This is a genomic window from Paenibacillus sp. FSL R7-0273 (assembly GCF_000758625.1).
Lineage (GTDB): Bacteria > Bacillota > Bacilli > Paenibacillales > Paenibacillaceae > Paenibacillus_AQ.
Genome location: NZ_CP009283.1, coordinates 6,925,258 through 6,946,852 on the forward strand (window position 1 = coordinate 6,925,258; position 21,595 = coordinate 6,946,852).

Here is a 21,595-nt window from a genome sequence, read left to right on the forward strand (position 1 = left end):
CTGCGAACAGCTCTGTGCAGCTGCGACACAAAAACTCCCCTGCCCGGTATGGCAGAGGAGTCTGATAAATAATCTGTATTGCCGTGTCACAAGGAACGTACGGCAATGCCGGAGAGCGGACGCTCTGCTTCAACAGGCTCCTGTTTTTTCCCCAAGCTTCTAATGAGCTCATTATACATTGTCAGCTGCTGCCCGGATGCCTCTCCGCGGTTCGCCTCGAACAAGGCTACGCATTCGATCATATCCCTGGCGCTGTTCAGCTGGACAGCTGTCTTGAGGCACTGCAGAATGTAAGTAACACCCGGCTGAAACTGCCCGCGTTCCAGATAATAGGCAGCCAGCTGATAGCCGAGCCGGTAAATTCGTTCAATATTAATATAATCCTTGAATTGGTCAAAGCCGGCCATCTCCCTGGAAAACCGCTCCAGCACATGATCAGCAGAGAAGCCGAAACGGTTGGCAGCCTCCAGAATACTGACCAGGCCGGCCAGCACCTCAGATGGATGCTCAGCCAGATAAGCGGTATACTCCGGCAGGACATCTATATTTCCCTTAAGCAGCTCCAGTGTATACCGGTTGCCGGTTGCATATGATTTGAAGGCATCAACCAGTCGTAGCCCCTCCTCATCCAGCATTTCAAACCAGCCGAGGTCGGCATACAGATCGGTAAAGGCTATAGCCTCCTCATACCTGCCCTGCTTAGTGAGCGAGGTAGCCTTCATAAGATGCCCCTGGGCATAATACAGCACTAGCGGCCGCAGCAGCTGAAGCTCTTCAGCGCGCCTGCCGGTTTTTTTTCTCAGCTGCTCCCGGTATATTCCGGTTGATAGAATCCTAAGCTCATCGCTGTATTTCTCCATATCGCCCCATCTGTGCAGGGAAAAGCAGACATTGGCCAGCTTAAGCAGCCCTTCAAGCTGCAGATGCTCAGGCAGCCGTCCTCGGAACGGCTCGAAGGCGATAATTGCGCGCAGCATTTCCTCCATATCTGCAATGATCCCCAGCGCCTTGAAAATCCGGTATTGGCTGACCGCCATTCTTTCAGAGTAGCTGTCCTGCTCATGCTCCACGATGATTTTGTAGAATGCCCTGGATTCCTGAATCAGCCCGCCGGCGAACAATTTCTCTGCTACCGAATAGATGACGTCCAGCGGCTTTGGATATTCCATAATCCGGTTTATAACATCGTCCACACACTGCTGGCGGCCGGCGGCCGCACAGCGGATCAGAAAGGGCTCCACCCTGCGCCGCGAGATTCGTTCCTCACTGAAGCATTCATCTATATACAGCGGATAGAACCAGCCTTCCGGATAGCCGAAGGCCGCGGTTAACGCGTCCAGCTGCCCCAGAGACACCGGCTTAGGAGGATTACCGTGGAGAATAGCGCTCAGGCTGCCGCGGTTGAGCCCCGAAACCTTGGCAAACGAAGCGAGGTTGTGCCCGCAGCGGGACAGATTTTCCTCAATTGCAGACCGTAATGTTATCAGATTGTTCTCCACCCGGCACCCTCCTTTTGTAAACCGTCATTAATCTTCTTGTTAATTCCATTATAGGTATTGATTATTGAAAGCACAACAAAAGGGCCCCGCTGTATGCGGGACCTCAGGTGATGCACCAGGTCAATGTGAACGCCGGCCGGTTCTATTATTGCTGCAGTGCTGACTTGCTTCTTACCCGTTTGCTTTTGGTGAGGGCTCCGTAGGGTGCGGGCTCAGTCTGACGGCTTCTCAGGCTCTCCATCATTTTGTTCTGGGCCATTACAATATAGCCGTCCAGACGCTGGCTCAGCTCAACCACCGTATGATCGCTGAGGCTGCGTTCCTGCGCCACCTCCAGCAGCTCACTTCTTAGGCTCTCTATAGTTAAAAACAACTCATCTTCTCGGTAATCGCTTCGATCTTCATGGGAACTGTGGTAATACTTCATAATCAGTCACCTGCCCTCTATCAACTTCTTTCCTATCATAAGGCATGATGCCAAAAAACATATTTTGAAAAAAAAGAAAAAAATGTCGGATATATCATAGCTAGATTTACATTTATTTCATTTTATCACTTTTATCCGGCGGAAGATAGAGCTCTCCGAGAACCTTCATGGCAAAAGCGATCCATTCCCGCGCAGCAAACGACAAATAACGGTCTCTGCGCCAGATCATACCCAGCTGCCACGGAATCACCGGGTCAGAGAGGGAGATTACAGAGGTCCGCGTGCGGTCGATGTCCCGGCAGATCGTCTCCGGCAGCAGTGCAATGCCCATTCCGGCCTCAACCATCCGGCTGATCAGGTCCCACTGCGAGCTCTCATAGACGACGTTTGGCTGAAATCCCGCTTTTACACACTCGGTTATGATCCGGTCATGCAGGGCAAAATCCTCGCGGAACAGCACGAACTCCTCTGCTTCCAGCTCCCGAAGGGCCACGCTTTGTGCAGCAGCCAGACGGTGCCCGGACGGCACAAGCAGCTCCAGCTTCTCTTCAACAAAGGTAAAGCAGTGGAACTTGGCTGTATCCGCCGGCAGCACAACCGCCCCGATGTCCAGCAGTCCCGCCTCTACATCATCGGCAACCTTCTTGGCCCCGTCCTCATGCAGCCGGATCGTCACATCAGGATAACGCCGGTGGAACTCCCCGATAACCGCCGGAAAAAAGCTCGCTCCCACCATCGGCGGCAGGCCGATCCGGATATGTCCGCGCTGGAGCTTGCGCAGTCCGTCCAGCTCGCTGGACAGATTGGCGAAGGATTCGACAATGTTCTGTGCCTTAGCCAGCAGGATCTCACCCGCATCGGTCAGCCTGATGCTTTTGCCTTCGCGGTAGAACAGGTCGGCATCAAGCTCCTCTTCGAGATTGCGGATCATCTTGCTGATCGTCGGCTGGGTAATGAACAGCGATTCAGCAGCTCTGGTAAAGCTGTTCAGCCGTGCCGCCTGCACAAAATACTGCAATTGTCTGATATCCAAACTCTCCACCTCATTCATAGACAAAAGGAATGTCATTTATTCAATCTATTCATTTTACCTATGAAAGTAATTGTTGTAAACTTTCAATACAATGAAAGGGGCGAAGCCTTATGAAAAAGTTAGCTACAGGCTTGCTGCAGGTTGCCGGACTTACCATCTTCTCTATGCTGATTAATACGTTTACGCCGCTGCTGCATCTGCCTATTCCGGGAAGCATCATCGGCATGCTTATATTATTTCTGCTGCTGGAGGCCGGAGCGGTCCGCCTGAGCTGGGTTGAGGTCGGTGCCTCATGGCTGCTTGCCGAGCTGCTGCTGTTCTTTATTCCTTCCGCTGTCGGAGTGATGAAATATACCAGTCTGCTTGAGGTGAACGGTCTTCAGGTGCTGGCGGTCGTGCTGGTCGGCACCTTTGCCGTAATGGCAGGTTCAGGCCTGCTCACAGGTGCTATCTATAAAGTAAAGGAGCGTAGAGGCTCATGATCACTGGAATGGTTCTGTTAGGACTGACGCTCACGGTCTATCTGCTGGCCAAACGGGTCTATGCTTCCAGCGGCAAAATGTATTTTTCTCCGCTCATCCTTACTCCGCTGATTATTATCGGCGTACTGCTAGTGACAGGTATTCCGTATGAATCCTACAATGCGGGAGGCAAATGGCTGACGGATCTGCTGCAGCCGGCAACCATCGCCTTTGCAATCCCACTCCATAAAAACTTCAAGGTGCTCAAAAAGCACGCCGCCGAAATTGCGGCAGGCGTGCTGTCAGGAACGGTTATTGCGGTGCTCTCCTCGATGCTGCTGGCCAAATGGCTGCATTTAAGCGGAGAGCTGGCTACCAGTCTTGTGCCCCGGTCGGTAACGACTCCGATCGCCATGAGCATCTCCCAGAGCATCGGCGGCGTTCCCAGCATCACGGCTGTCTTCGTAATCCTGACCGGTGTGCTGGGAACAATGATGGGACCTTCTGTCCTGCGCCTCTTCCGCATTGACAATGAAATTGCGCGCGGTGTATCGCTGGGAACCGCGGCGCACGGTACCGGCACCTCCAAGGCCTTCGAGCTGAGCTCGCTGACCGGCACCATCTCAAGCATCTCCATGATACTGGCTGCGCTGTTCTCTATCGGCCTTGCGCCGGCGCTGCTCACTGTTTTCCTCCACTAGGCCGACCCTGCTTGGGCCAAAGGCCGGCAATCCCTTACCTTGGGAACTGCCGGCCTTTTTCTTTTGTGTGCTTACACTTGTGTGTGCTTACAGCTTAACCGGCAAGCCGCTCTGCGCCGATTCAAAGGCTGCACAGGTCACCTTAAGGGTCTTGTAGCCATCCTCGTAATCGCTGAGAATCCGGGAACGGTCCCCGGTCCGCACGGCATGCAGGAACGCTTCACTCTCCGTGAGATAAGGATTGCCTGTGTTGACGTATTCCTCACTGCTTCCGCCGCGTGATTCCAGCAGACGCTCCGGATTCCAGTCCAGCAGCCCGTTGTCATTATAGAAGCTGATGCCGCTGCAGCCTACGCCGTCCGGCAGCACGCAGGTATTGGAGATATTCGCAATCACTCCGCTGGCAAGCTTCAGTGAGACCGTTCCGACATCGGCTACAGTCACTCCGTCATGCTTCTCATGCATAATCCGGTTGCCGAACAGCCCGTATACCTCAGTCACCTCTCCGGCCAGATAACGCAGCAGGTCAACGATGTGGGTCGTCTGCTCGGTAAACTGTCCGCCGGACTGCTCCTGATTGCGCCACCAGGCTACGCCCGGCATACCGCCCATCCACTGGCCGACAATCATCCCGACCTTATCCCCCGCAAGCGCAGCCTTCAGCCGCTGAATGTTCTCCTGATAACGGAAATGGTAGCCGACCGAGGTCAGCAGGTTCTTTTCTTTAATATCCTGCAGCAGGCTGGCCGGAATTTCTGTGCTTGATCCGAGCGGCTTCTCGATGAAGAATGGAATCTCCCGCTTGATCAGCGCCCGTTCAATGGCCCCGTGCGATTGCGGCGGCACACAGATATAGACCGCATCCAGCTTGTGGGCATCGAGCATATCGGTAACTTCACCATAGCCCTCAGCGCCGTACGGCCGGGCCATCTCTTCCCCTTTGGCCTTGCTGCTGCCGCAGACGGCCGCCAGGTTCACATCCTCCATCCCCGCCAGCAAATCCGCATGAACCTTGGAGAACCAGCCGGTGCCTACAATTCCTATGTTTAGTGTCATCTTTATCCTCCCGTGGGTGCTATATAGCGGGCTGAGAAAACCATTGAATAGGCTAGAGCTGAAACTACAGGGAATGTCTGGACTTCCGGCCGCTGTTATGTTTGGATTTCCTGATTTTAAAACTGCTGTCTGCAGTTGAAATCCAAAACATAAAGGCGGACGCTCCGCTCCTCCAGTTCCAAACTTCCCCTCCGTTTCTGCCGCCAATTCAGTTGTATTTCAAAAGCCCGGCTCTATAGCCGATTTTTATTCCGCCTTACTTCCGCCAAAAAGGAACAGTCTATTATAGGTGTGTTTCTATAATTATTAATTATTATAAGCGCTTACGTGATGAGAAGGTAGTCCTGCCACTCATCCGGGAGCAGCTGGCGGTAGGGCTGCTGGAGAAAACGGTCGTCGGCAAGGATAATGACCCCGTTGTCGCTCTCGCTGCGGATCAGCCGGCCGCCCGCCTGCAGCACCTTGCACATGCCGGGATAAACATAGGCGTAATCGAAACCGTTCTTGCCTGCGGACTGGAAATAGCTGCGCAGCAGATTGCGCTCAAGCCCGACCTGCGGCAGTCCGACACCTACAACCATTACGCCGTTCAGGCGGTCACCGGGCAGATCCACCCCCTCCGAGAAAATCCCGCCCAGCACGGCGAAGCCGAGCAGGGTCTGCGGATTATCCGGACGGAAGGAGGCCAGAAAGCCCTCCCGCTCCGGCTCGCTCATCCCGGTGCTCTGCACCAGCGTAGGCACCTCAGGATATTTTTCGGTGAACAGCTCATAGACACTCTGCAGATAAGCATACGACGGAAAGAAGACCAGATAATTGCCCTTGCGTCCTGTCATCCCCTTCAGGGCATCACAAAGCGGACGCAGTGAGGCCTCCCGTTCCCGGTATCTGGTGGACACCGGAAGCACCGATACCTCCCACTGCTCTTTATGGAATGGCGAGGGCACAGTAAGGCTATAATCCTCCTCCCCGGCTCCGGTCATATCCCTGTAATAAGAGAGCGGCGTAAGGGTCGCCGAGAAGAAAATCTGGCTGCGGAAGTTTTTGGCCATCTGCTGCAGCAGATGCGAAGGATCCAGGTTGAACAGCTTCAGGTATACATCGCCCCGCCGGATTTCGGCGTAAGTGATATAACGCTCATCATAGGTTTTGAATGTACGCAGCATGTTTTGAACGGCAAAAAAGGTATCCAGCAGCCCCTCGCCCTCGTCCTCCCCGTATGCAGGAACCAGCACAGCGGGCGACAGCAGCTCAGCCTCTGCCTCCAGAGTAAAGGCTTCAAGCAGGCCGGGCAGCTCCTCGGGATAGGTACTCCATTGCCCCTCTCCGTCTTCACTGCAGGTTTTGCGCAAAGCGATAAAAAAGGCATTGACTGCCTTCGCCGCAGCACTGAGCGCCTTGTTTACACCCTTATATTGACGCTGCAGGGCAAGAAAAGGAGCCTTTGTCAGCTCAGCCGAATACATGGACCTCCCGCGGTCGACCAGATTATGCGCCTCATCGACCAGCAGCACTGTCCGCCGCTTCCGCTCCTCAGGCAGGCGTTTGAGGCTGATCCGCGGGTCATAAATATAGTTATAGTCGCAGATCACTGCATCGCAGGCATACGCCGTATCCAGGGAGAACTCAAACGGGCAGACCTCATGCTTCCTGGAGTATCGGGCAATAACCTCCTGTGTCATCAGCGTCTCGTGCTCCAGAATGTCCAGTACAGCCCCGTTGATCCTGTCATAATAGCCTTCCCTGTAGCGACAGCTCTCTTTGCTGCACAGCCCCTCTTCCCGGAAGCAGGCCTTATCTTTAGCTGTAAGGGTAACTGCATGCAGCTGAAGCCCCTGTGAAAGCAGCATCCCGATCGCCTCCTGTGCCGCCAGCCGGTTGACGGTCTTTGCTGTCAGATAGAAGAGCCCGCCAGCCTTGCCTTCCCCCAATGTCTTGAGCGCAGGAAACAGCGTGGACATCGTTTTCCCGATCCCGGTCGGTGCCTGAGCGAACAGATTGACCCCCTCTGCCACCGACTTGTACACCGCCGCCGCAAAATGCCGCTGCCCGCTCCGGTAAGCGGGAAAAGGAAACGCCAGCGTCCGGATGCTGCTGTCTCTTTTTTCGGCGTGACGGGCCTGCAGCTCTGCATAGGGAGCGTAACCAGCAACGGTCTCTGCAGCAAATACACTCAGCTCCGCAAGCGTCACGTTCCTGTACAGGCTCTGCTGTGCCTTGCCTCCTCGCCGGACATAGGTCAGCTTTACTCTAATATCCGTAAGCTCCCGGTCCAGACAGATGATGTAGGCATACATGAGCGCCTGCGCCCAGTGCACCTCCTTACCCGCAAAATCCGGTTCCAAAAGCTCGCCCGTAGACTTGATTTCTTCTACCGTGACAACGCCGTCCTCCCCGGTCAGCAGACCGTCACAGCGTCCGTCAATGATAAACAGGAGTCCCTCATGCCGGAGCTCTGTCTTAAGATAGACCTCCTTGCGGTCACTTTCCTTGTACTGCTTCTGTATATGCTGATGAATACGTGTCCCCTCGGCCATGGCCGCACCGCTGCGGAATCCAGGCTCCAGGCTGCCGCTGCTGAATACATATTCAACCAATGACCTTACTGATATGGAAATTTCCGCAAAATGCATTTGTAGAGCCCACCTCCATCATTTCCCTCGCCCTTTTTGGCGCAAACCGCTGTTTTCCTGATTTTCAGCCCGTATACGCTCATTTGAATAGGATATTATCCGGCTTACGGCAATCCATCCTTTTTTACGCATTCAAAAACGGTTATACGGCATTTCTGTTTTTTGACATTCATCATCCAGCGCTGCATAATAAGGTCTATTAATATAGGAATTCTCTTGTCCAAGCGCCGTATCCTTCCAGCCGGGAAGCGGCGGTTCATCTCTCAGAAAGAAGGCGAAGCTGTGTCATCCCTTACTATTAAACGGTGGTTAGTCAAACCATTCGTGTTTTTTACGCTTATTTTCATCCTCAAAAGTTTCCTGGCCTGGGGTGTTATCTTCGGGGATCTGCTGTCCTGGAAAACGCTGATTACCGAAATCCCCTTTATCTGGGCCTTATTTTGCCTGATTGAGGCCTTTGCCTCAAAACGTAAGCTCGGACTGTATATGCTGGTCAATCTGCTTGTCACGGCTATCTTTTTTGCAGCCATTATGTACTTTAAATATTACGGGGTTATTGTCACCTACCAGGCGGCAGAGCAGGTTAACCAGGTTACCGCAGTACGCAACAGCGTCTTTTCACTGATGGACCCTTATTATCTGCTGATCTTTTCCGATATTATCATCTTTGGCATTTATTTCTTCTTCAACAAGAAGGGCCGCAATTATAAAAAAGAAAACATCAACCGCCGCAGCGGCAAATCCAGATTCTCTTACAGCCTGCTGTTCGCTGTATCGCTTGGTCTCTGCCTGTTCAATGTCCTGCCTAATAAGGCCAGCATGAACGAAATCAAGAAGGCGCAGGAAATGGGACTCCTTAATTATGAGGTCTACGCGATCTTTGCTCAAGACAAACCGGAGCTCGTCAAGGCCAGCGAAATTACGCAGGATGTCATCAATGAGGTAAAAGGCATTGATCCTGCCGCAGTCTCCCCGTTTGAGGGAGCAGCCAAGGGCAAAAACCTGATTATCATCCAGCTTGAATCGTTCCAGAACTTTCTGCTGGGGCTTACCCTTGACGGCAAGGAAATTACGCCTAACCTGAACAGCCTGATGAAAGACAGCCTGTATTTCCCTAACTTCTACCAGATGGTCGGCCAGGGAAATACCTCAGATGCGGAATTCGTAGTCAACTCCTCCTTCTACATTCCGCCGAAGGGTGCGGCAACGATGTCTTATGTTGATAAAAAGCTCCCGAGTCTTCCGCGCCTCCTGCAGGCCAGCGGCTACCAGACGGCGACCTTCCACACTAATGATGTGGAGTTCTGGAACCGCGGAGAGCTGTACAAGGCGCTCGGCTTCGAGAACTATTATGACCATAAGTTTTTCGGGGATGAGGATACCTTCTTCTTCGGCCCGTCCGATGAAGTGCTCTACCGCAAAACTGCCGACAAGCTGACAGAAATGGATCAGGACAGCAAACCGTTCTATGCACAGGTCATTTCAATGTCTGCCCATCACCCGTTCACGATACCGGAAGAGAAATACCAGATGAAGCTGCCGGAGCGTTATGAAGGCACCTTTGTCGGCGACTATGTCCGTTCCCAGAATTATGCTGACTATGCCTTCGGCCAGTTTGTTGATGAGCTCAAGGCAAGCGGTGTATGGGAAGATAGCCTGATCATGGTATACGGAGACCATATGGGCCTGCCGATTTATTCACTTGACCATGATGACAAGCAGCTGATGGAAGAAATCTACGGACATGAGTATGAGTACGCCAACATGCTGAACATTCCGCTTATTATTCACGAGGAAGGCAGCCTTGAGCCGCAGACGCTTGAGCAGGTCGGCGGAGAAGTAGATATTATGCCTACAGCAGCGAGCCTGTTAGGGGTATCGATGGACGGCAATATTCACTTCGGCCAGGATCTGACCGCACAGACCTACAATCTGCTGCCTCAGCGTTACTATTTGCCGACCGGCTCCTTCATTTCCAGCTCCGCCCTGCTTATTCCCGGCAACAGCTTCGAGGATAACACGCAGTACCGGCTGGCCGCCGGAGGACAGAACCCTGCCGGAACGGAAGACGAATACAACCGTGCGCTCCGGTTACGCCAGCTGTCGGACAGCTATGTGACCCAGCTGCCGGATAAAGCGCCTGCGGCAGAATAATACTGCAGAGGTTAACAACAAACAGCCAGACTCCTTTAGTGGAGCCTGGCTGTTTTGTATTTCAATAGATACGGCTGCGACATGTACCCGCCTAACGTTCCTGCTTCTCCAGCATCGTGTAGTACTCGGCGAACCGCTCCAGCTCCTCCGGCTTCAGGATCGCCAGATGCTCGGTCAGCAGAACCAGCGAGCGGTTCTGCGCTTCCTTGAGCAGCTCCTCCCCTTTTACGGTAAGCGTTACGGTTACGGCTCTGCGGTCATTCTCATCCTGTACGCGGGCAGTAAGGCCAAGCAGCTCCAGACGGTCCAGCATTACGGTTACCGCGCTTGACTTCACATCGAGCTGGTCCGCCAGCTGGATTACCCGGGATTTTTTCTCACGGGCAATGATATGCAACAGATGAAATTGCGGCACCGTAAGGCCGATTTCCTTATGCAAAGACATCTGCGATGTTATTTTACGCTGAACTCTCCACATCGATAATCCCAGGGCTTCTATCAACGGATCGATTTTTTGCGCCATCTCTTCACTCCACTCCGTTTGTCCTGCTTCAAGACTACCATTATCAGCAGCACGGATACAATGTTTTTATCATTGCGACATGATTATAGTCATTGCAAAGGCAGTTAATCCTGCAACTTATAACGGCAGAAGCCGGTAATTCCCTATCCCTTTTATCCGGCCCTGAAGCCGTTACAGCTGATTTGCTCCGCCTGACAAGCATTAATAACAGATTGAGCTGAAAATATGTAAAAAACCGAGATTTTCCGACACAAAAATACTATATTTCCTGCTGATGCTGTGCGAACATTGTTGCGCTATAATCGTAGCAGTGATAACAAATATCACTTAACTTTATAGAGTCAGGGCTGGTGGTGCAAACAATGAAATTGGCAACAAAATTAACTTGGATGATGCTCATCGTATTACTTCTTGTCGGATCATCCATCGGGTTCTTCGGATACCGTGCCGCGTACAAGCAATTGGATGAAGCTGCGGGTATTGAATTGGTAGGCTGCGCCAATATAACAACCGGACTCGTCGTTCCTGCAGACATTTCGGCACTTGCTGCAGGAGATACCAGCAAGCTCGCTGCAATAGAAGAGCGTATCGGCTGGATCAATGACCATAAGCCGATTTTCAAAGAAGCTTTTATCCTCTCCCTCGACGGTACAATCCTCGCGGCTGACGCCAACCTCAAGGAAAGAGGCTACAAGGCCGGGGACCCGTTTTATTTTGCAGAGGAAGATAAACATATGATCACCACCATGAAGCATTCTACATACTCCAAGGTTTATACCTATCAAGGTACCTCGCTCAAGACTGGATATGGGCCTATCTATCAGGATCATGATCCCACCAAACCGGTTGTTGCCCTTATGGCTATCAATTTCGACGGCGTTCTCGTTCAGGAACGGACACAGGATATTATCCTCCAGCCCTTCATCATCGGTGCATCTATTCTTGCTATCGCTATTCTTGCCGCATACCTATTCATCCGCCGTACAACAAGACCGCTGACCCGGCTCTCCGGCTCAGTCAACACTGTTGCCAGGGGCGATCTTACCCAGGAGCCGATCCTGTTCAAAAGCAAGGATGAAATCGGTACACTGGCCCGGGATTTCAACGAAATGACCACCAGCCTGCGCAATCTCATCACCCAGGTTAATGATACCTCCATGCTGGTTGCCTCTTCTTCACAGGAGCTGTCCGCCAGTGCGCAGGAGACGAACCGTGCGGGAGAACACAGCGTCAATGTGACCATTGATCTTGCTGACGGGGCCAATACCCAGCTGCGCAATCTCGAAGGCAGCTACCGGTCCGTGCAGGAAATGTCACGGTTCATCACCGAGATCGCCAGCAATGCCGACAGTGCCATGAACACAGCCGCCGGCAATGCCCTCAAAGCGCGCAGCGGGCGTGAATCGATGGACTCCACCACCTCACAGATGCAGATTGTCAGCGACAGCATCAGCGACTTGTCCGGCATTATCGAGACGCTGGGCAGCCATTCCAAGGAAATTGAGAATATTGTCGGCACGATTGCCAGCATTGCCGAAGAAACCAATCTTCTGTCCCTTAATGCTGCGATTGAAGCAGCACGTGCCGGGGAAGAAGGACGGGGCTTTGCCGTGGTAGCCGGCTCCGTACGTAAGCTGGCCGAGCGCTCAGCCAAATCAGCCGCCCAGATCGGCGGACTGGTCACTCTCATAGTCAATCAGATGGACAAGGCCGGAGAGACGATGCAACGCTCGACCGAGGAAATGACAGAGGGCAAGGCTATGATTACAGCTGCCGGCAAGTCCTTCTCCGAGATTGAAGCCTCTGTCTCGGACATGTCCTCCCAGAGCCAGCAGATCTCCGAGACTGTCCGTGATCTGGCGCTGATCTCCGAGGATCTCGTAGCCGCGATCCAGAGCATTGTCTCCGTCTCCAACCAGACCGCGGAAGGCGCAGAGATGCTCTCCGCCTCCTCCGAGGAGCAGCTGGCTGCTATGGAGGAGGTCGAGGCCTCTGCAGCATTCCTTTCTTCGCTTGCGGAGAAGCTGCAGGTACTTGTTGAGAACTTTAAAATATAGGATTTGTTAAAGGGAATTTCAATGCTGGCGGGAGGGGGGTTGAGGCAAGGCCGCGGCTGCGGGGAATGTTTGGACTTCCGGCCGCTTCCGCCTCAACGTCCATCTATAAAGAATCCCCCTTTAAAGAGGGGATAGAAAAAAGCAGCAAGTCCTAAAAACGGACTTGGCTGCTTTTTTGGTTGCTTTTAGATGATGTGAGAGGAGATTCTGCAGACGTTGACGCTTTTTGAAGCACCACTCCCGCCTTCCGCCACACTCCCTTTTTGCAAACCTGAGGCTTTAATATATTTAGTTGGATTATTGTTACTTATATCCGATCTTTTCCCGCTTACACAGTGATTAGACGGAAAAAGGTCATCTTTTTCGGCTCATTTATCGCTCTGGAGCTGTTTCGGCAAAATTAAGTAACACTTTTCCAACTAATTCGCAGGCAGCGGGAGTAAAGGAAGAATTAGCTGACGAAAATCCAACTAAATTTGGATGGATCGCAGTACCGGTGAATCATCAGCACGCTTTCCGCTAACGCAGGAAAAAAAGCAGACTATGCATATAGCAAGCGGAGTATGTACTTAAACATACTTTTCAGCAAAAAAATTACGCGGCAACCCGCTCTTCAAGCAGATCGCCGCGCAACCACAAACGGTCTATGCCGTAGCCGTATTCTCAATAAACCACTGGCCAAGCTCATTAACCGGCATTGGACGTCCATAGTAGAAGCCCTGCATAACACGGCAGCCCAGTGACTGCAGCAGCTCAATCTGCTCCGGTGTTTCGACACCCTCGGCAACTACCTCCATGTTAAGGTTGCTGGCGATGGCGATGATATTGCTGATAATAGCCTTTTTGGAATGCATTTTGCTTTTGCGGATAAAGACCTGGTCGATCTTCAGTGTATTTACCGGAATTTCATCCAGGTTCCCCAGTGAGGAGAAGCCGGTTCCGAAATCATCCAGGGATACGCGCACTCCGATATCGCGGAGCTTGGAGAGCTGGGCCACCGTCTCCTCCATGTTGTTCATGGCAATCGATTCGGTAATCTCCAGCTCCAGGAAATGCGCCTCCAGCCCTGAGCTTAACAGCGCCTCTTCAACCACCTCATACAGGCTGCCGTTCTCGAACATCCGGGCCGACATATTAATGGACACAGGCACGTTCGCAATCTGGTCCTGATGCCAGCGCATATTCTGGGCACAGACATCATGCAGCATCCAGTAGGTAATCGGAACAATCAGGCCAGTCTCTTCAGCAATCGGAATGAACTCCGCCGGGGAGATGATGCCGTGCTCAGGATGCTTCCAGCGCAGCAGCGCCTCGAGGCCTACCGTGACATTCATCAGGGAATCCCATTTAGGCTGGTAAACGACCATAAATTCGGATTCGGCCAGCGCCTTGCGCAGATCCTTCTCCAGCGACATGCGGCGCAGCTGATACCGGTTCATCTCCTGGTCAAACACGCTGAATTTGTTCTTGCCGGAGTCTTTGGAGGTATACAGCGCCGTATCCGCAGCCTTCATCAGTGCCGATCGGTCCGTCCCGTGCACCGGACTCATGCTGATCCCTACACTGGCCGTCACATACAGCTCATTGCCTTCAATATTGTACGATTTCTTAAGCTCCTGCAGAATATGCTGAGCCTCTTCCCGGGCATTCTCCATACTGGAATCCGGCAGGGCAATCAGGAATTCGTCCCCGCCAAGCCGGAACACCCTGCCTTTGGAGCCTACGCATTCCCGCAGCCGGTCAGCAACCTCCTGCAGCAGCAGGTCACCAATATCGTGGCCGAGCGTATCATTGATTGATTTGAAGCGGTCCAGGTCTACGAAGAATACAGCACCAGAATTTAAGCCGAAAAATTCATCCTTAAAATAACGCTCCAGGCCATGGCGGTTCGGCAGCTCTGTCAGCGGATCATGATAAGCCATGCGCTCCAGCACATGCCGGTCCAGGAACACGGCCCCGCCGGAAATCGCCAGCATAAACAGGGTGACAAGCGATACTCCGGTAAGCAGTATCACGTCGGTCTCCATCACGACAGGCCTAGTACCGAGCAGGCTGTCATACTGAATATGGCTTGTTCTGAGGCTTATGTAGTGCATACCAGTAACTGCAAACCCGATAAATAATGCTGAACTGAATTTCCAGCGCTTGCTGAAATACTCCTGCTCCCGGAATCTGCGAAACAGGAAGATACCGATATAGGAGGCCAGCAGGGCGATCAGAATGGAGATTCCCTGGGCAAGAGGTTCAAAATGCATGCGGCCCTCCAGCTCCATGGAAGAGATGCCGATATAATGTAAGGCAGAAATTCCTGTACCGAGAATACCCCCGCTCAGAATAAGCCGCCACATCCTCTGGCGCGGCACTGCGGCTAACCATAGGGCCGCTAAGCTGCTCAGCATACTGATTAACAGGGATAACACCGCCCTGCCCGGACGGTAACCGACCTCAAACGGGAAATGGCTGGCCATCATGCCGACAAAATGCATCGCCCACATTCCGCTGCCGAGCACACAGGCGGCTGACATAAGCCACAGGCGGCGAATTCTGCCGGTGGACTGGGGAACCTGTGAAATCAGGTTAAGTGCGGAGTAAGCCGCTGTGACAGCAACCGCAAAAGATAGTAAAACAATCCAAGTATTATAGTGGGTTCCCATTTGATCCATAGTTGACCTCTTCACCGGTTATATTATCATTATCGCTGCAGCTCATTCTCAAGTACAAAAATCTAATTACGAATATCAGATAAATGGAAGAGTGTATAAAGATTATAGAATGCTATGAGAAATAACTTTAGCTGTATTCTACCTTGTATTTGCTATGCTGTCTAAGTAAATCCTGGAACTTGTACCCTTTTTTCGATGACGGCAAAAAATGTCCATATTTGTCCGCCGGCGCCGGCGCGGACAGCTGGTATTTACACCTTCCGGCGTTCTGCCCGGGGAAACGAATTATGCCAGACTACCCAATTGACCGTTACCAGAACTGGAACATAGATGTAAATTCCATAAGGAATCAGACTGACTACATAATGGAGCCCCGCAAAGCCCATCAGGATAAACATCTGAATAAAGGAGATTCCCGTAAATTCCTTCTGCCTGGAAGCACTGTATGGCTCCGAGAAGGGCAGCGACTGTGGCAAAAGGCGGAGGCATATTACCGAATACAGCAGCAGAGCCGGCAGCACGGCAAGCAGATGCGGGAAAAGACGTGTACCGAATAACCACAGGAAGATCCCGCTCTCGATTATAAAAAGCGGCAGCAGCAGGCGGAGAATCAATGCCTTGAGCATTCCGCTATAGACCGGGGACATACCCGGCAGGGGAACCGCCTTATAGATCCAGGCAGCCTTATAGCTTGTAGAATACCGCAGCATTTGCACCGCTGTCATCATGAGCAGCGCGCAGAAATAGATAAACAGGAAGCCGTTCGAGCTGCGGAAGTCCTCCAGGCCGCCGCCGCTCCACAAAATATTAAAGATGAAGATAAACGGTAAAACCATCGAAAGCCCGAAGGTAGGATAAACCTTAAGCTTGAAGTCCCGTTCATTCCGCATCATGGACCACGTAAACCGGAAGAACAGCTTCTCCTCCCTGCTTCCGCAGACAAGTCCCGACAGTCTGCGGGCCAGGCGTCCGCTGTCCTTTCCGCCGGCATTCCCCTCAGCCAGCTTTTGCAGGCTCCGTTCAAACAGCGGCATCAGCCTGATGTATACTGCAAGCAGCAGAACCGGCAGAACAAGAACCATAACGGCCATGACTACCAGACCGGCAGAACGGTTTCCGCCCAGCAGCAGCTCAAACGGTGAAGCAAACCAGACCGGCGCAATCAGATACTGCCACCAGGCCGGCTCATAGGTTAACGTAAGGTCTGCAAAGTTAAAGAGGCGGCCGATCAGCTGATAGCCGACTGCAATTCCGATGGACAAAATAATCTGAACATAATTAATGAGGTCCTTCAGCTTTTCCCCGTCAAAAATCCGCAGAATCAGCAAGTAGACCAGCGCCGTAAATACAAGAATCAGGAAGTCCATCAGTATAATGCCTGCTGCATAAATGAAGAAGAACGCTGGCCCCTGTTTGAACAAGGAAACTATCAGCGACGGGCCTGTAATCGTCAAGGTTAAAATGAGCAGATAAATGAAGATATGCAGGCTTTTGGCCATATTCAGCGTTCTGCGGTCTACGGGCTTGGAGAAGAGGATATTTTTGTCCCGTAAGTCCAGCATGACCGAAGAGAAATCAGAGATCAGTGTCGTGCTGATCATAAACATCAGGATACCGAAGTTGATGCTCATGGAATACATATAGTTGCCGTCCTGCACCACAAAAAGAATCAGCATCAGGCCAAGCAGCAAATAGATCCACTGTATACGCAATGGCGATCCCTCAGTACCCGCCTCCTTGCTGTCCTTCCCCCCTGCAAGCACCGTCGGCGTACGCCTGCTGTCCATAGTCAGCTTGACCTGGAGAATACTCCGCAGCACCGGATAATTAACCCCGATTCTCCGGAAAATTCCCTGCAGCCTGTCCAGCAGCCTCAGCACGTAAAAATCAGTCACCGGAATCACCCTCTCCGATAACGTCAACGAATTCACCGGCAATATCCCGGTAACGGTCGAATCCGGTCAGCTCATTAAAAATCGCCTCAAGTGAGCCCTCACGGCTCTTCTCCCTGAGCTCGGCAAAGCTTCCGTCCGCCACAATATCTCCGCCGTTAATCAGAATAATCCGGCTGCTGATCTTCTCAACCACATCCATAATATGCGAGGAGTAGAATATGGTCTTGCCGCGTGCAGCCAGCGAAGCAAAAATCTCCTTCACCACCATCACACTGTTGGCATCCAGCCCGCTCAGCGGCTCATCAAGGAACAGGATATCCGGATTGTGCAGCATGCTGGCGATCAGCAGCACCTTCTGCTTCATCCCCTTGGAATACGAGGAAATCCGCATATCATACGCCTGCTCCAGATTAAGCAGCTCCATCAGGCGCTTCGCCTTATCCTCCGCATCCGTATGCTTCATGCCATAGAGCTCGCCGATAAAGCCCAGATATTCTCTGGCCGTCAGGCTGTCATACAGCTCAGCAATCTCCGGAACATAGCCGATTCTTTTTTTATAGTCAGCATTGCCGTCAGCAATATCCTGCCCGAAAATCCGCACAGTGCCTGTATAGCCCTCCACCAGCCCCAGCATGATTTTGACCGTTGTGCTCTTGCCTGCACCATTCGGGCCGATGTAGCCGATAATCTGACCGGGATATACCTCAAGGTCAATGCCCTTCAGAACCATTCTGTCGCTATACCGCATCCATAACCCGGCTATAGAAATAACCGGCTCCTTCACCAGACTCATAAGTATAGAAGCTCCTTTCAGCAGCTGTAATAGGGAATGTAAAAGCAGGTTTTCCATCATTCACCCTATTCTACCAAAATTCAACTACCTCAATCTATTACAAATATCTTCTTCTGTATCAAAAAAGACGGCCCGGGGGCCGCCTTTGCTGTGCTGTATTACAGTTAATTCTATCGTGCCAGCAGGTTGTAGATGACCTGGGCCGCCTGGGCTCTTGTCGACAATCCCTGCGGATCAAGCTTACCGTTATCTCCTGCAACAATTCCGCCTGCGGTAAGAGCCTGCAAAGCTTCCTGGGCATAGCCTGCAACCAGCGAAGCATCGCTGTAACCGGACAATCCGGCTGCTGCAGCGCCTTCCGGCAGCTCATTCAAGATCTTCAGCGAGCGGTACAGGAGAGTGAACAGCTCCTGTCTTGTAATCCGGTCATCCGGTTTGAACCGGTTATCCCCGGAGCCTGTTGCTATACCCAGCTCTTTGGCCGCAGCCAGATAGCCGGTGTAGTAGGTATTGCCGGCATCTGCAAAGTTAACCGCGCCTGCAGTCCCCGGTGCGATACCGTATGCCTTAAGCAGCAGAACTGTGAACTGCCCTCTTGTAAGCGCTGCATTCGGACTGTAGCTGTCGGCATCGGTACCGGAGGTGATGCTCCGGGCTGCCAGATAGCCGATGGCCTCGCTGTACCAGGAGGATGCAGCTACATCGGTGAAGCTGACCGGGTTATATCCGATAATATACTGCGAGAAATGGGTGGTTACAAAATCCACTGTCCCTGCTGCAGCCTGATAGTTCCCGCGTACAGTCTCCAGACTGCCGTCAGGAGTAATGTAGTAGACAACAACTGCATGGGAAGCCTCACCTGTCAGCAGAGTATAGGACAGGCTGACCTTGACCTTGCCTCCGCCGAATTCAGCCACATTGCTATCTCCGGCTTTTACCGCCAGATCATACACCGGTCTGTCGCCAAGCACAGCCTTTCCCTCGTCATTCAGGGATACCTTGGCAATGATAATGCTGATATCGCCTGTATCCGCTGCTCCGCTTATCGCTGCTGCAGACTGGGCATCAAGCGTAATTGTACCTACATTCGCATACTTGATCCTGATAACTGCATTTGTGCTATCGGCAATGGCATTAAAGGCGCTTCTTGGCAGTGTCAGCTCTGCTGTCTGTGTCTTGGCTGATGAGGCTACCTCAATCTCCAGAACAGCCTGCTTGCCTTCAGCTTCAGCCTTTTTGGCGCTGTCCGCAAGCTGCTGCAATTCGGCCGCAGTGAGTGTTGCCGTCGTAACACCAGTAGATTCATCCGTAGATACTGCAGCTTTGGCTATTGCCGTTACTGTGTTGCCGGAAGTAGTTGTAACCGGGGCCGGTGTTGTGACCGGGGCCGACGCTCCGCTACCCGGGCTGTCTCCGCCGGATGGAGCTGGAGCTGTATAGGCCGGAACCACTACATCGGCTGTCTTACCTGCCTTGTATCCCTCTTTGGCTGCATATCTTACATGATAGGTGCCCGGAGCAAGGCCTGTAATCTCCTGACCGGTTGCATACACGTAGCTTGTAGCCGTTGCCGGCTTATATTCCTGGGCTGTTGTCGTTCCGGTAATCCGGCCGTCCTTGTTCTCAGCCGTTGTCGGGGCAATGCCCGTCAAGCCTGCAGGAGCCTCCTGCTCTGCAGCATACGCCGGTACAACCACCTCTGTAATCCGGCTGGCGCCGTAGCCCTCTTTGGCTGCATATCTGACTTCATAGGTTCCCGGAACAAGTCCGGTAATTTCTGCAGCTGTGGCATATACATATTCCGTCACAGTGGACAGCTTATACTCCTGGGCCGATGTTGTCCCGGTAATCCGGCCGTCCTTGTTCTCAGCCGTTGTCGGGGCAATGCCGGCAAGACCTGTTGGCGCAGCCTGTGTACCGTATTCCGGAACCTCTACACTGACAGACTGTCCTGCGCTATAGGGAATTGCTGTTGCACCGTCAATATTAGTCGGTCCCTGATATCCGGCCAGCGCGGCATATCTCACCAGATAGAATCCCGGCGCCAGGCCGGTAATCCCTTCAGCGGTTACAGCTGTATACACTGCATCAGTCACATTTCTGTATTCCAGCGCTTTGTTCAGCGTACCGGTAATCCGGCCGTCAGTGGCTGTAACTGAAGTAGGAGCAACCCCGGTCAGACCGGAAGGAACGGCTTCGAGTCTGGAGAAGATACTATTCAGCGCTTTAACCGCGTTGTTGTATCTGTGTCCAACCGGATAAGCAGTGTTTCTGGGATCGACGAAGGCCGGCTGGATATTTTCCCAGCTATACATCAGCTCCACATGTCCGAGAATCGGAGCGCTATTACCGTCCCCATCCTTGTTATCCTTGTTGTACGTGAACAGATACGGAACCTGCAGCCTGTCACCGGTAACGGTATTGCCGTTCGCATCGACATAGCTGATAACCGAAGGCTTGGCTGCCGTGTTGTTTTCCGTCTTGATATTGGTCAGGTAGGTTTTAACCAGATCCACATACAGCTTGGCATACGCATGATTATTGGTCCGGATCTGCAGCTCATTGTTGTTATGCGGATTAGCATTGCCCTTTGTTCCGCTGTTATTGCCGGACTCGGCAACGGTCACACCGGAATCCAGCTTGGTATCGAAGAAATATATTTTATCGATATTGTGCTTTTTGGCATACTCGTTGATGTACTTGATAATTGCCTGTGTGTTAGGGCACCAGGAGCCGCCCAGCAGAATGGCATAATTGCCTTCACTGCCCAGGATCTGCTTCAGCTGATGATAGGTCACATGCTCAAACACAAGCCCGCCGTCAGCCTCGTTGAAGATCGTCGGCTTGCCCTCATTCTCCCCCTCATAGTTCAAATTGAAGGCTGCTTTAATATAGGCAGATTCATCAATCACGCTGTAAGCGTTGACCGTACTGAACACCTTGCCCGCCTGCGCTTTATAAGCATTTACCTTGGCCTGATCAAGCGAGCCGCCGGTCTGGAAATCAGTCCACGACTTGCTTTCATTCAGGTAAGCAACAACCGGCGCTTTATTTCCGTTTGCATCCACATGGTTTTTGTTGTAGATGAACAGGAACGGGGAATCGATTTTGTTTACAGTAACAGCCTCACCCGCCTTATTGACGTAGCTGACATTGTGGTCCGGGTCGTTTTTATCGTAAAGATTCAGATTCTTCAGATATTTATTGACCAGATCCACATATTTATAGGCGTACTTATTTGAGCTGTCTGCGATATTAAGGCTGTCACCATCAAGCCGGGTATCAAAATTATAAACCGTCGATACGCCGTATTCCTTGGCTGCCTCATTGATGAATTTGATCTGACCCTGAGTCTGCTCACTCCAAGCTCCGCCTACCAGCACAGCATAGCTGCCTTCGCTCTCAAATAGATGGACGATATCCTCATAGGTTGCTGTTTTAAAAACATGGTTAGCATCATTCAGGTGCTCATACACATTATCAAAATAGTTATAATGGCTGATTTGCCCTGCAGCCCCGCTGTTCAGGAGCGCTTCCGCCTGGGCCGCAGGCTCTGCCTTGGCTGCCTGCAAAGGCACGACAAACAGTGCGGCGGCCAGCAGCAGCGACAGGATCTTTTTTGCTTTCAATGGTTGTATCATGTATGCACCTCATCATTCGGGATTGGATTAGGGCTGATCAGCAGCCGGGCAAGAATTCA

General features: G+C 52.2%; 14 protein-coding genes. 4 read left to right on the plus strand and 10 right to left on the minus strand.

Annotated elements, in window-relative coordinates; genetic code table 11:
* Nucleotides 1-86: 86 nt before the first annotated feature.
* The 3 genes from R70723_RS29790 to cidR form a co-directional block, all read right to left on the minus strand.
* A complete protein-coding gene (locus tag R70723_RS29790; RefSeq protein ID WP_047171266.1) occupies nt 87-1,499 on the minus strand; it encodes a hypothetical protein in 1,413 nt (470 codons plus the stop codon).
* Nucleotides 1,500-1,644: 145 nt separating this feature from the next.
* A complete protein-coding gene (locus R70723_RS29795) occupies nt 1,645-1,926 on the minus strand; it encodes an aspartyl-phosphate phosphatase Spo0E family protein (RefSeq protein ID WP_039877719.1) in 282 nt (93 codons plus the stop codon).
* A 112-nt stretch (nt 1,927-2,038) separates the two neighbouring features.
* Nucleotides 2,039-2,959, minus strand: coding sequence for a cidABC operon transcriptional activator CidR (gene cidR / locus R70723_RS29800; protein WP_179088047.1), 921 nt, complete (start codon nt 2,957-2,959; stop codon nt 2,039-2,041).
* A 110-nt stretch (nt 2,960-3,069) separates the two neighbouring features.
* Here cidR and R70723_RS29805 point away from each other — a divergent pair, with 110 nt between their 5' ends.
* Both R70723_RS29805 and R70723_RS29810 read left to right on the plus strand, forming a co-directional pair.
* Nucleotides 3,070-3,441 carry a CidA/LrgA family protein gene (locus R70723_RS29805; protein ID WP_039877720.1) on the plus strand — a complete coding sequence of 124 codons (372 nt, stop codon included), beginning with the start codon at nt 3,070-3,072 and terminating at the stop codon, nt 3,439-3,441.
* Nucleotides 3,438-4,121, plus strand: a complete 684-nt coding sequence (locus R70723_RS29810; protein WP_081957526.1) for a CidB/LrgB family autolysis modulator — start codon at nt 3,438-3,440, stop codon at nt 4,119-4,121. The genes R70723_RS29805 and R70723_RS29810 overlap by 4 nt, the downstream gene beginning before the upstream one ends.
* A gap of 87 nt (nt 4,122-4,208) precedes the next feature.
* On the opposite strand, the gene R70723_RS29815 is transcribed toward R70723_RS29810, so the two are convergent.
* Complete coding sequence (locus tag R70723_RS29815) at nt 4,209-5,177, minus strand: Gfo/Idh/MocA family protein (RefSeq protein ID WP_039877721.1); 969 nt, start codon at nt 5,175-5,177, stop codon at nt 4,209-4,211.
* 323 nt (nt 5,178-5,500) lie between these two features.
* A complete protein-coding gene (locus R70723_RS29820; protein WP_039877722.1) occupies nt 5,501-7,810 on the minus strand; it encodes an ATP-dependent DNA helicase in 2,310 nt (769 codons plus the stop codon).
* Nucleotides 7,811-8,092: 282 nt separating this feature from the next.
* Here R70723_RS29820 and R70723_RS29825 point away from each other — a divergent pair, with 282 nt between their 5' ends.
* The gene (locus tag R70723_RS29825) at nt 8,093-9,964 is read left to right on the plus strand and encodes an LTA synthase family protein (RefSeq protein WP_039879456.1); all 1,872 of its coding nucleotides are present in this window, start codon (nt 8,093-8,095) and stop codon (nt 9,962-9,964) included.
* Between the two features lie 91 nt (nt 9,965-10,055).
* On the opposite strand, the gene R70723_RS29830 is transcribed toward R70723_RS29825, so the two are convergent.
* Nucleotides 10,056-10,487 carry a MarR family winged helix-turn-helix transcriptional regulator gene (locus R70723_RS29830; protein ID WP_081957527.1) on the minus strand — a complete coding sequence of 144 codons (432 nt, stop codon included), beginning with the start codon at nt 10,485-10,487 and terminating at the stop codon, nt 10,056-10,058.
* 362 nt (nt 10,488-10,849) lie between these two features.
* Here R70723_RS29830 and R70723_RS29835 point away from each other — a divergent pair, with 362 nt between their 5' ends.
* Nucleotides 10,850-12,544: a methyl-accepting chemotaxis protein gene (locus tag R70723_RS29835; RefSeq protein WP_039877723.1), complete on the plus strand. Its 1,695-nt coding sequence runs from the start codon at nt 10,850-10,852 to the stop codon at nt 12,542-12,544.
* A gap of 644 nt (nt 12,545-13,188) precedes the next feature.
* Here the strand turns inward: R70723_RS29835 and R70723_RS29840 are convergent.
* The 4 genes from R70723_RS29840 to R70723_RS29855 form a co-directional block, all read right to left on the minus strand.
* The gene (locus R70723_RS29840; protein ID WP_039877724.1) at nt 13,189-15,207 is read right to left on the minus strand and encodes a putative bifunctional diguanylate cyclase/phosphodiesterase; all 2,019 of its coding nucleotides are present in this window, start codon (nt 15,205-15,207) and stop codon (nt 13,189-13,191) included.
* Between the two features lie 251 nt (nt 15,208-15,458).
* Complete coding sequence (locus tag R70723_RS29845; protein WP_039877725.1) at nt 15,459-17,102, minus strand: hypothetical protein; 1,644 nt, start codon at nt 17,100-17,102, stop codon at nt 15,459-15,461.
* Nucleotides 17,095-17,895, minus strand: coding sequence for an ABC transporter ATP-binding protein (locus R70723_RS29850; protein ID WP_039877726.1), 801 nt, complete (start codon nt 17,893-17,895; stop codon nt 17,095-17,097). The genes R70723_RS29845 and R70723_RS29850 overlap by 8 nt, the downstream gene beginning before the upstream one ends.
* Before the next feature lie 170 nt (nt 17,896-18,065).
* Nucleotides 18,066-21,536 carry an S-layer homology domain-containing protein gene (locus R70723_RS29855; protein WP_076418398.1) on the minus strand — a complete coding sequence of 1,157 codons (3,471 nt, stop codon included), beginning with the start codon at nt 21,534-21,536 and terminating at the stop codon, nt 18,066-18,068.
* Between the last annotated feature and the right edge of the window lie 59 nt (nt 21,537-21,595).

What these genes read in the sequence shown, in the direction of transcription:
- R70723_RS29850 (WP_039877726.1), bottom strand. Translation starts at nt 17,895, where the DNA reads ATGAGTCTGGTGAAGGAGCCGGTTATTTCTATAGCCGGGTTATGGATG.
- R70723_RS29855 (WP_076418398.1), bottom strand. Translation starts at nt 21,536, where the DNA reads ATGATACAACCATTGAAAGCAAAAAAGATCCTGTCGCTGCTGCTGGCC.
- R70723_RS29830 (WP_081957527.1), bottom strand. Translation starts at nt 10,487, where the DNA reads ATGGCGCAAAAAATCGATCCGTTGATAGAAGCCCTGGGATTATCGATG.
- R70723_RS29815 (WP_039877721.1), bottom strand. Translation starts at nt 5,177, where the DNA reads ATGACACTAAACATAGGAATTGTAGGCACCGGCTGGTTCTCCAAGGTT.
- R70723_RS29795 (WP_039877719.1), bottom strand. Translation starts at nt 1,926, where the DNA reads ATGAAGTATTACCACAGTTCCCATGAAGATCGAAGCGATTACCGAGAA.
- R70723_RS29820 (WP_039877722.1), bottom strand. Translation starts at nt 7,810, where the DNA reads ATGCATTTTGCGGAAATTTCCATATCAGTAAGGTCATTGGTTGAATAT.
- R70723_RS29840 (WP_039877724.1), bottom strand. Translation starts at nt 15,207, where the DNA reads ATGGATCAAATGGGAACCCACTATAATACTTGGATTGTTTTACTATCT.
- R70723_RS29805 (WP_039877720.1), top strand. Translation starts at nt 3,070, where the DNA reads ATGAAAAAGTTAGCTACAGGCTTGCTGCAGGTTGCCGGACTTACCATC.
- R70723_RS29835 (WP_039877723.1), top strand. Translation starts at nt 10,850, where the DNA reads ATGAAATTGGCAACAAAATTAACTTGGATGATGCTCATCGTATTACTT.
- R70723_RS29810 (WP_081957526.1), top strand. Translation starts at nt 3,438, where the DNA reads ATGATCACTGGAATGGTTCTGTTAGGACTGACGCTCACGGTCTATCTG.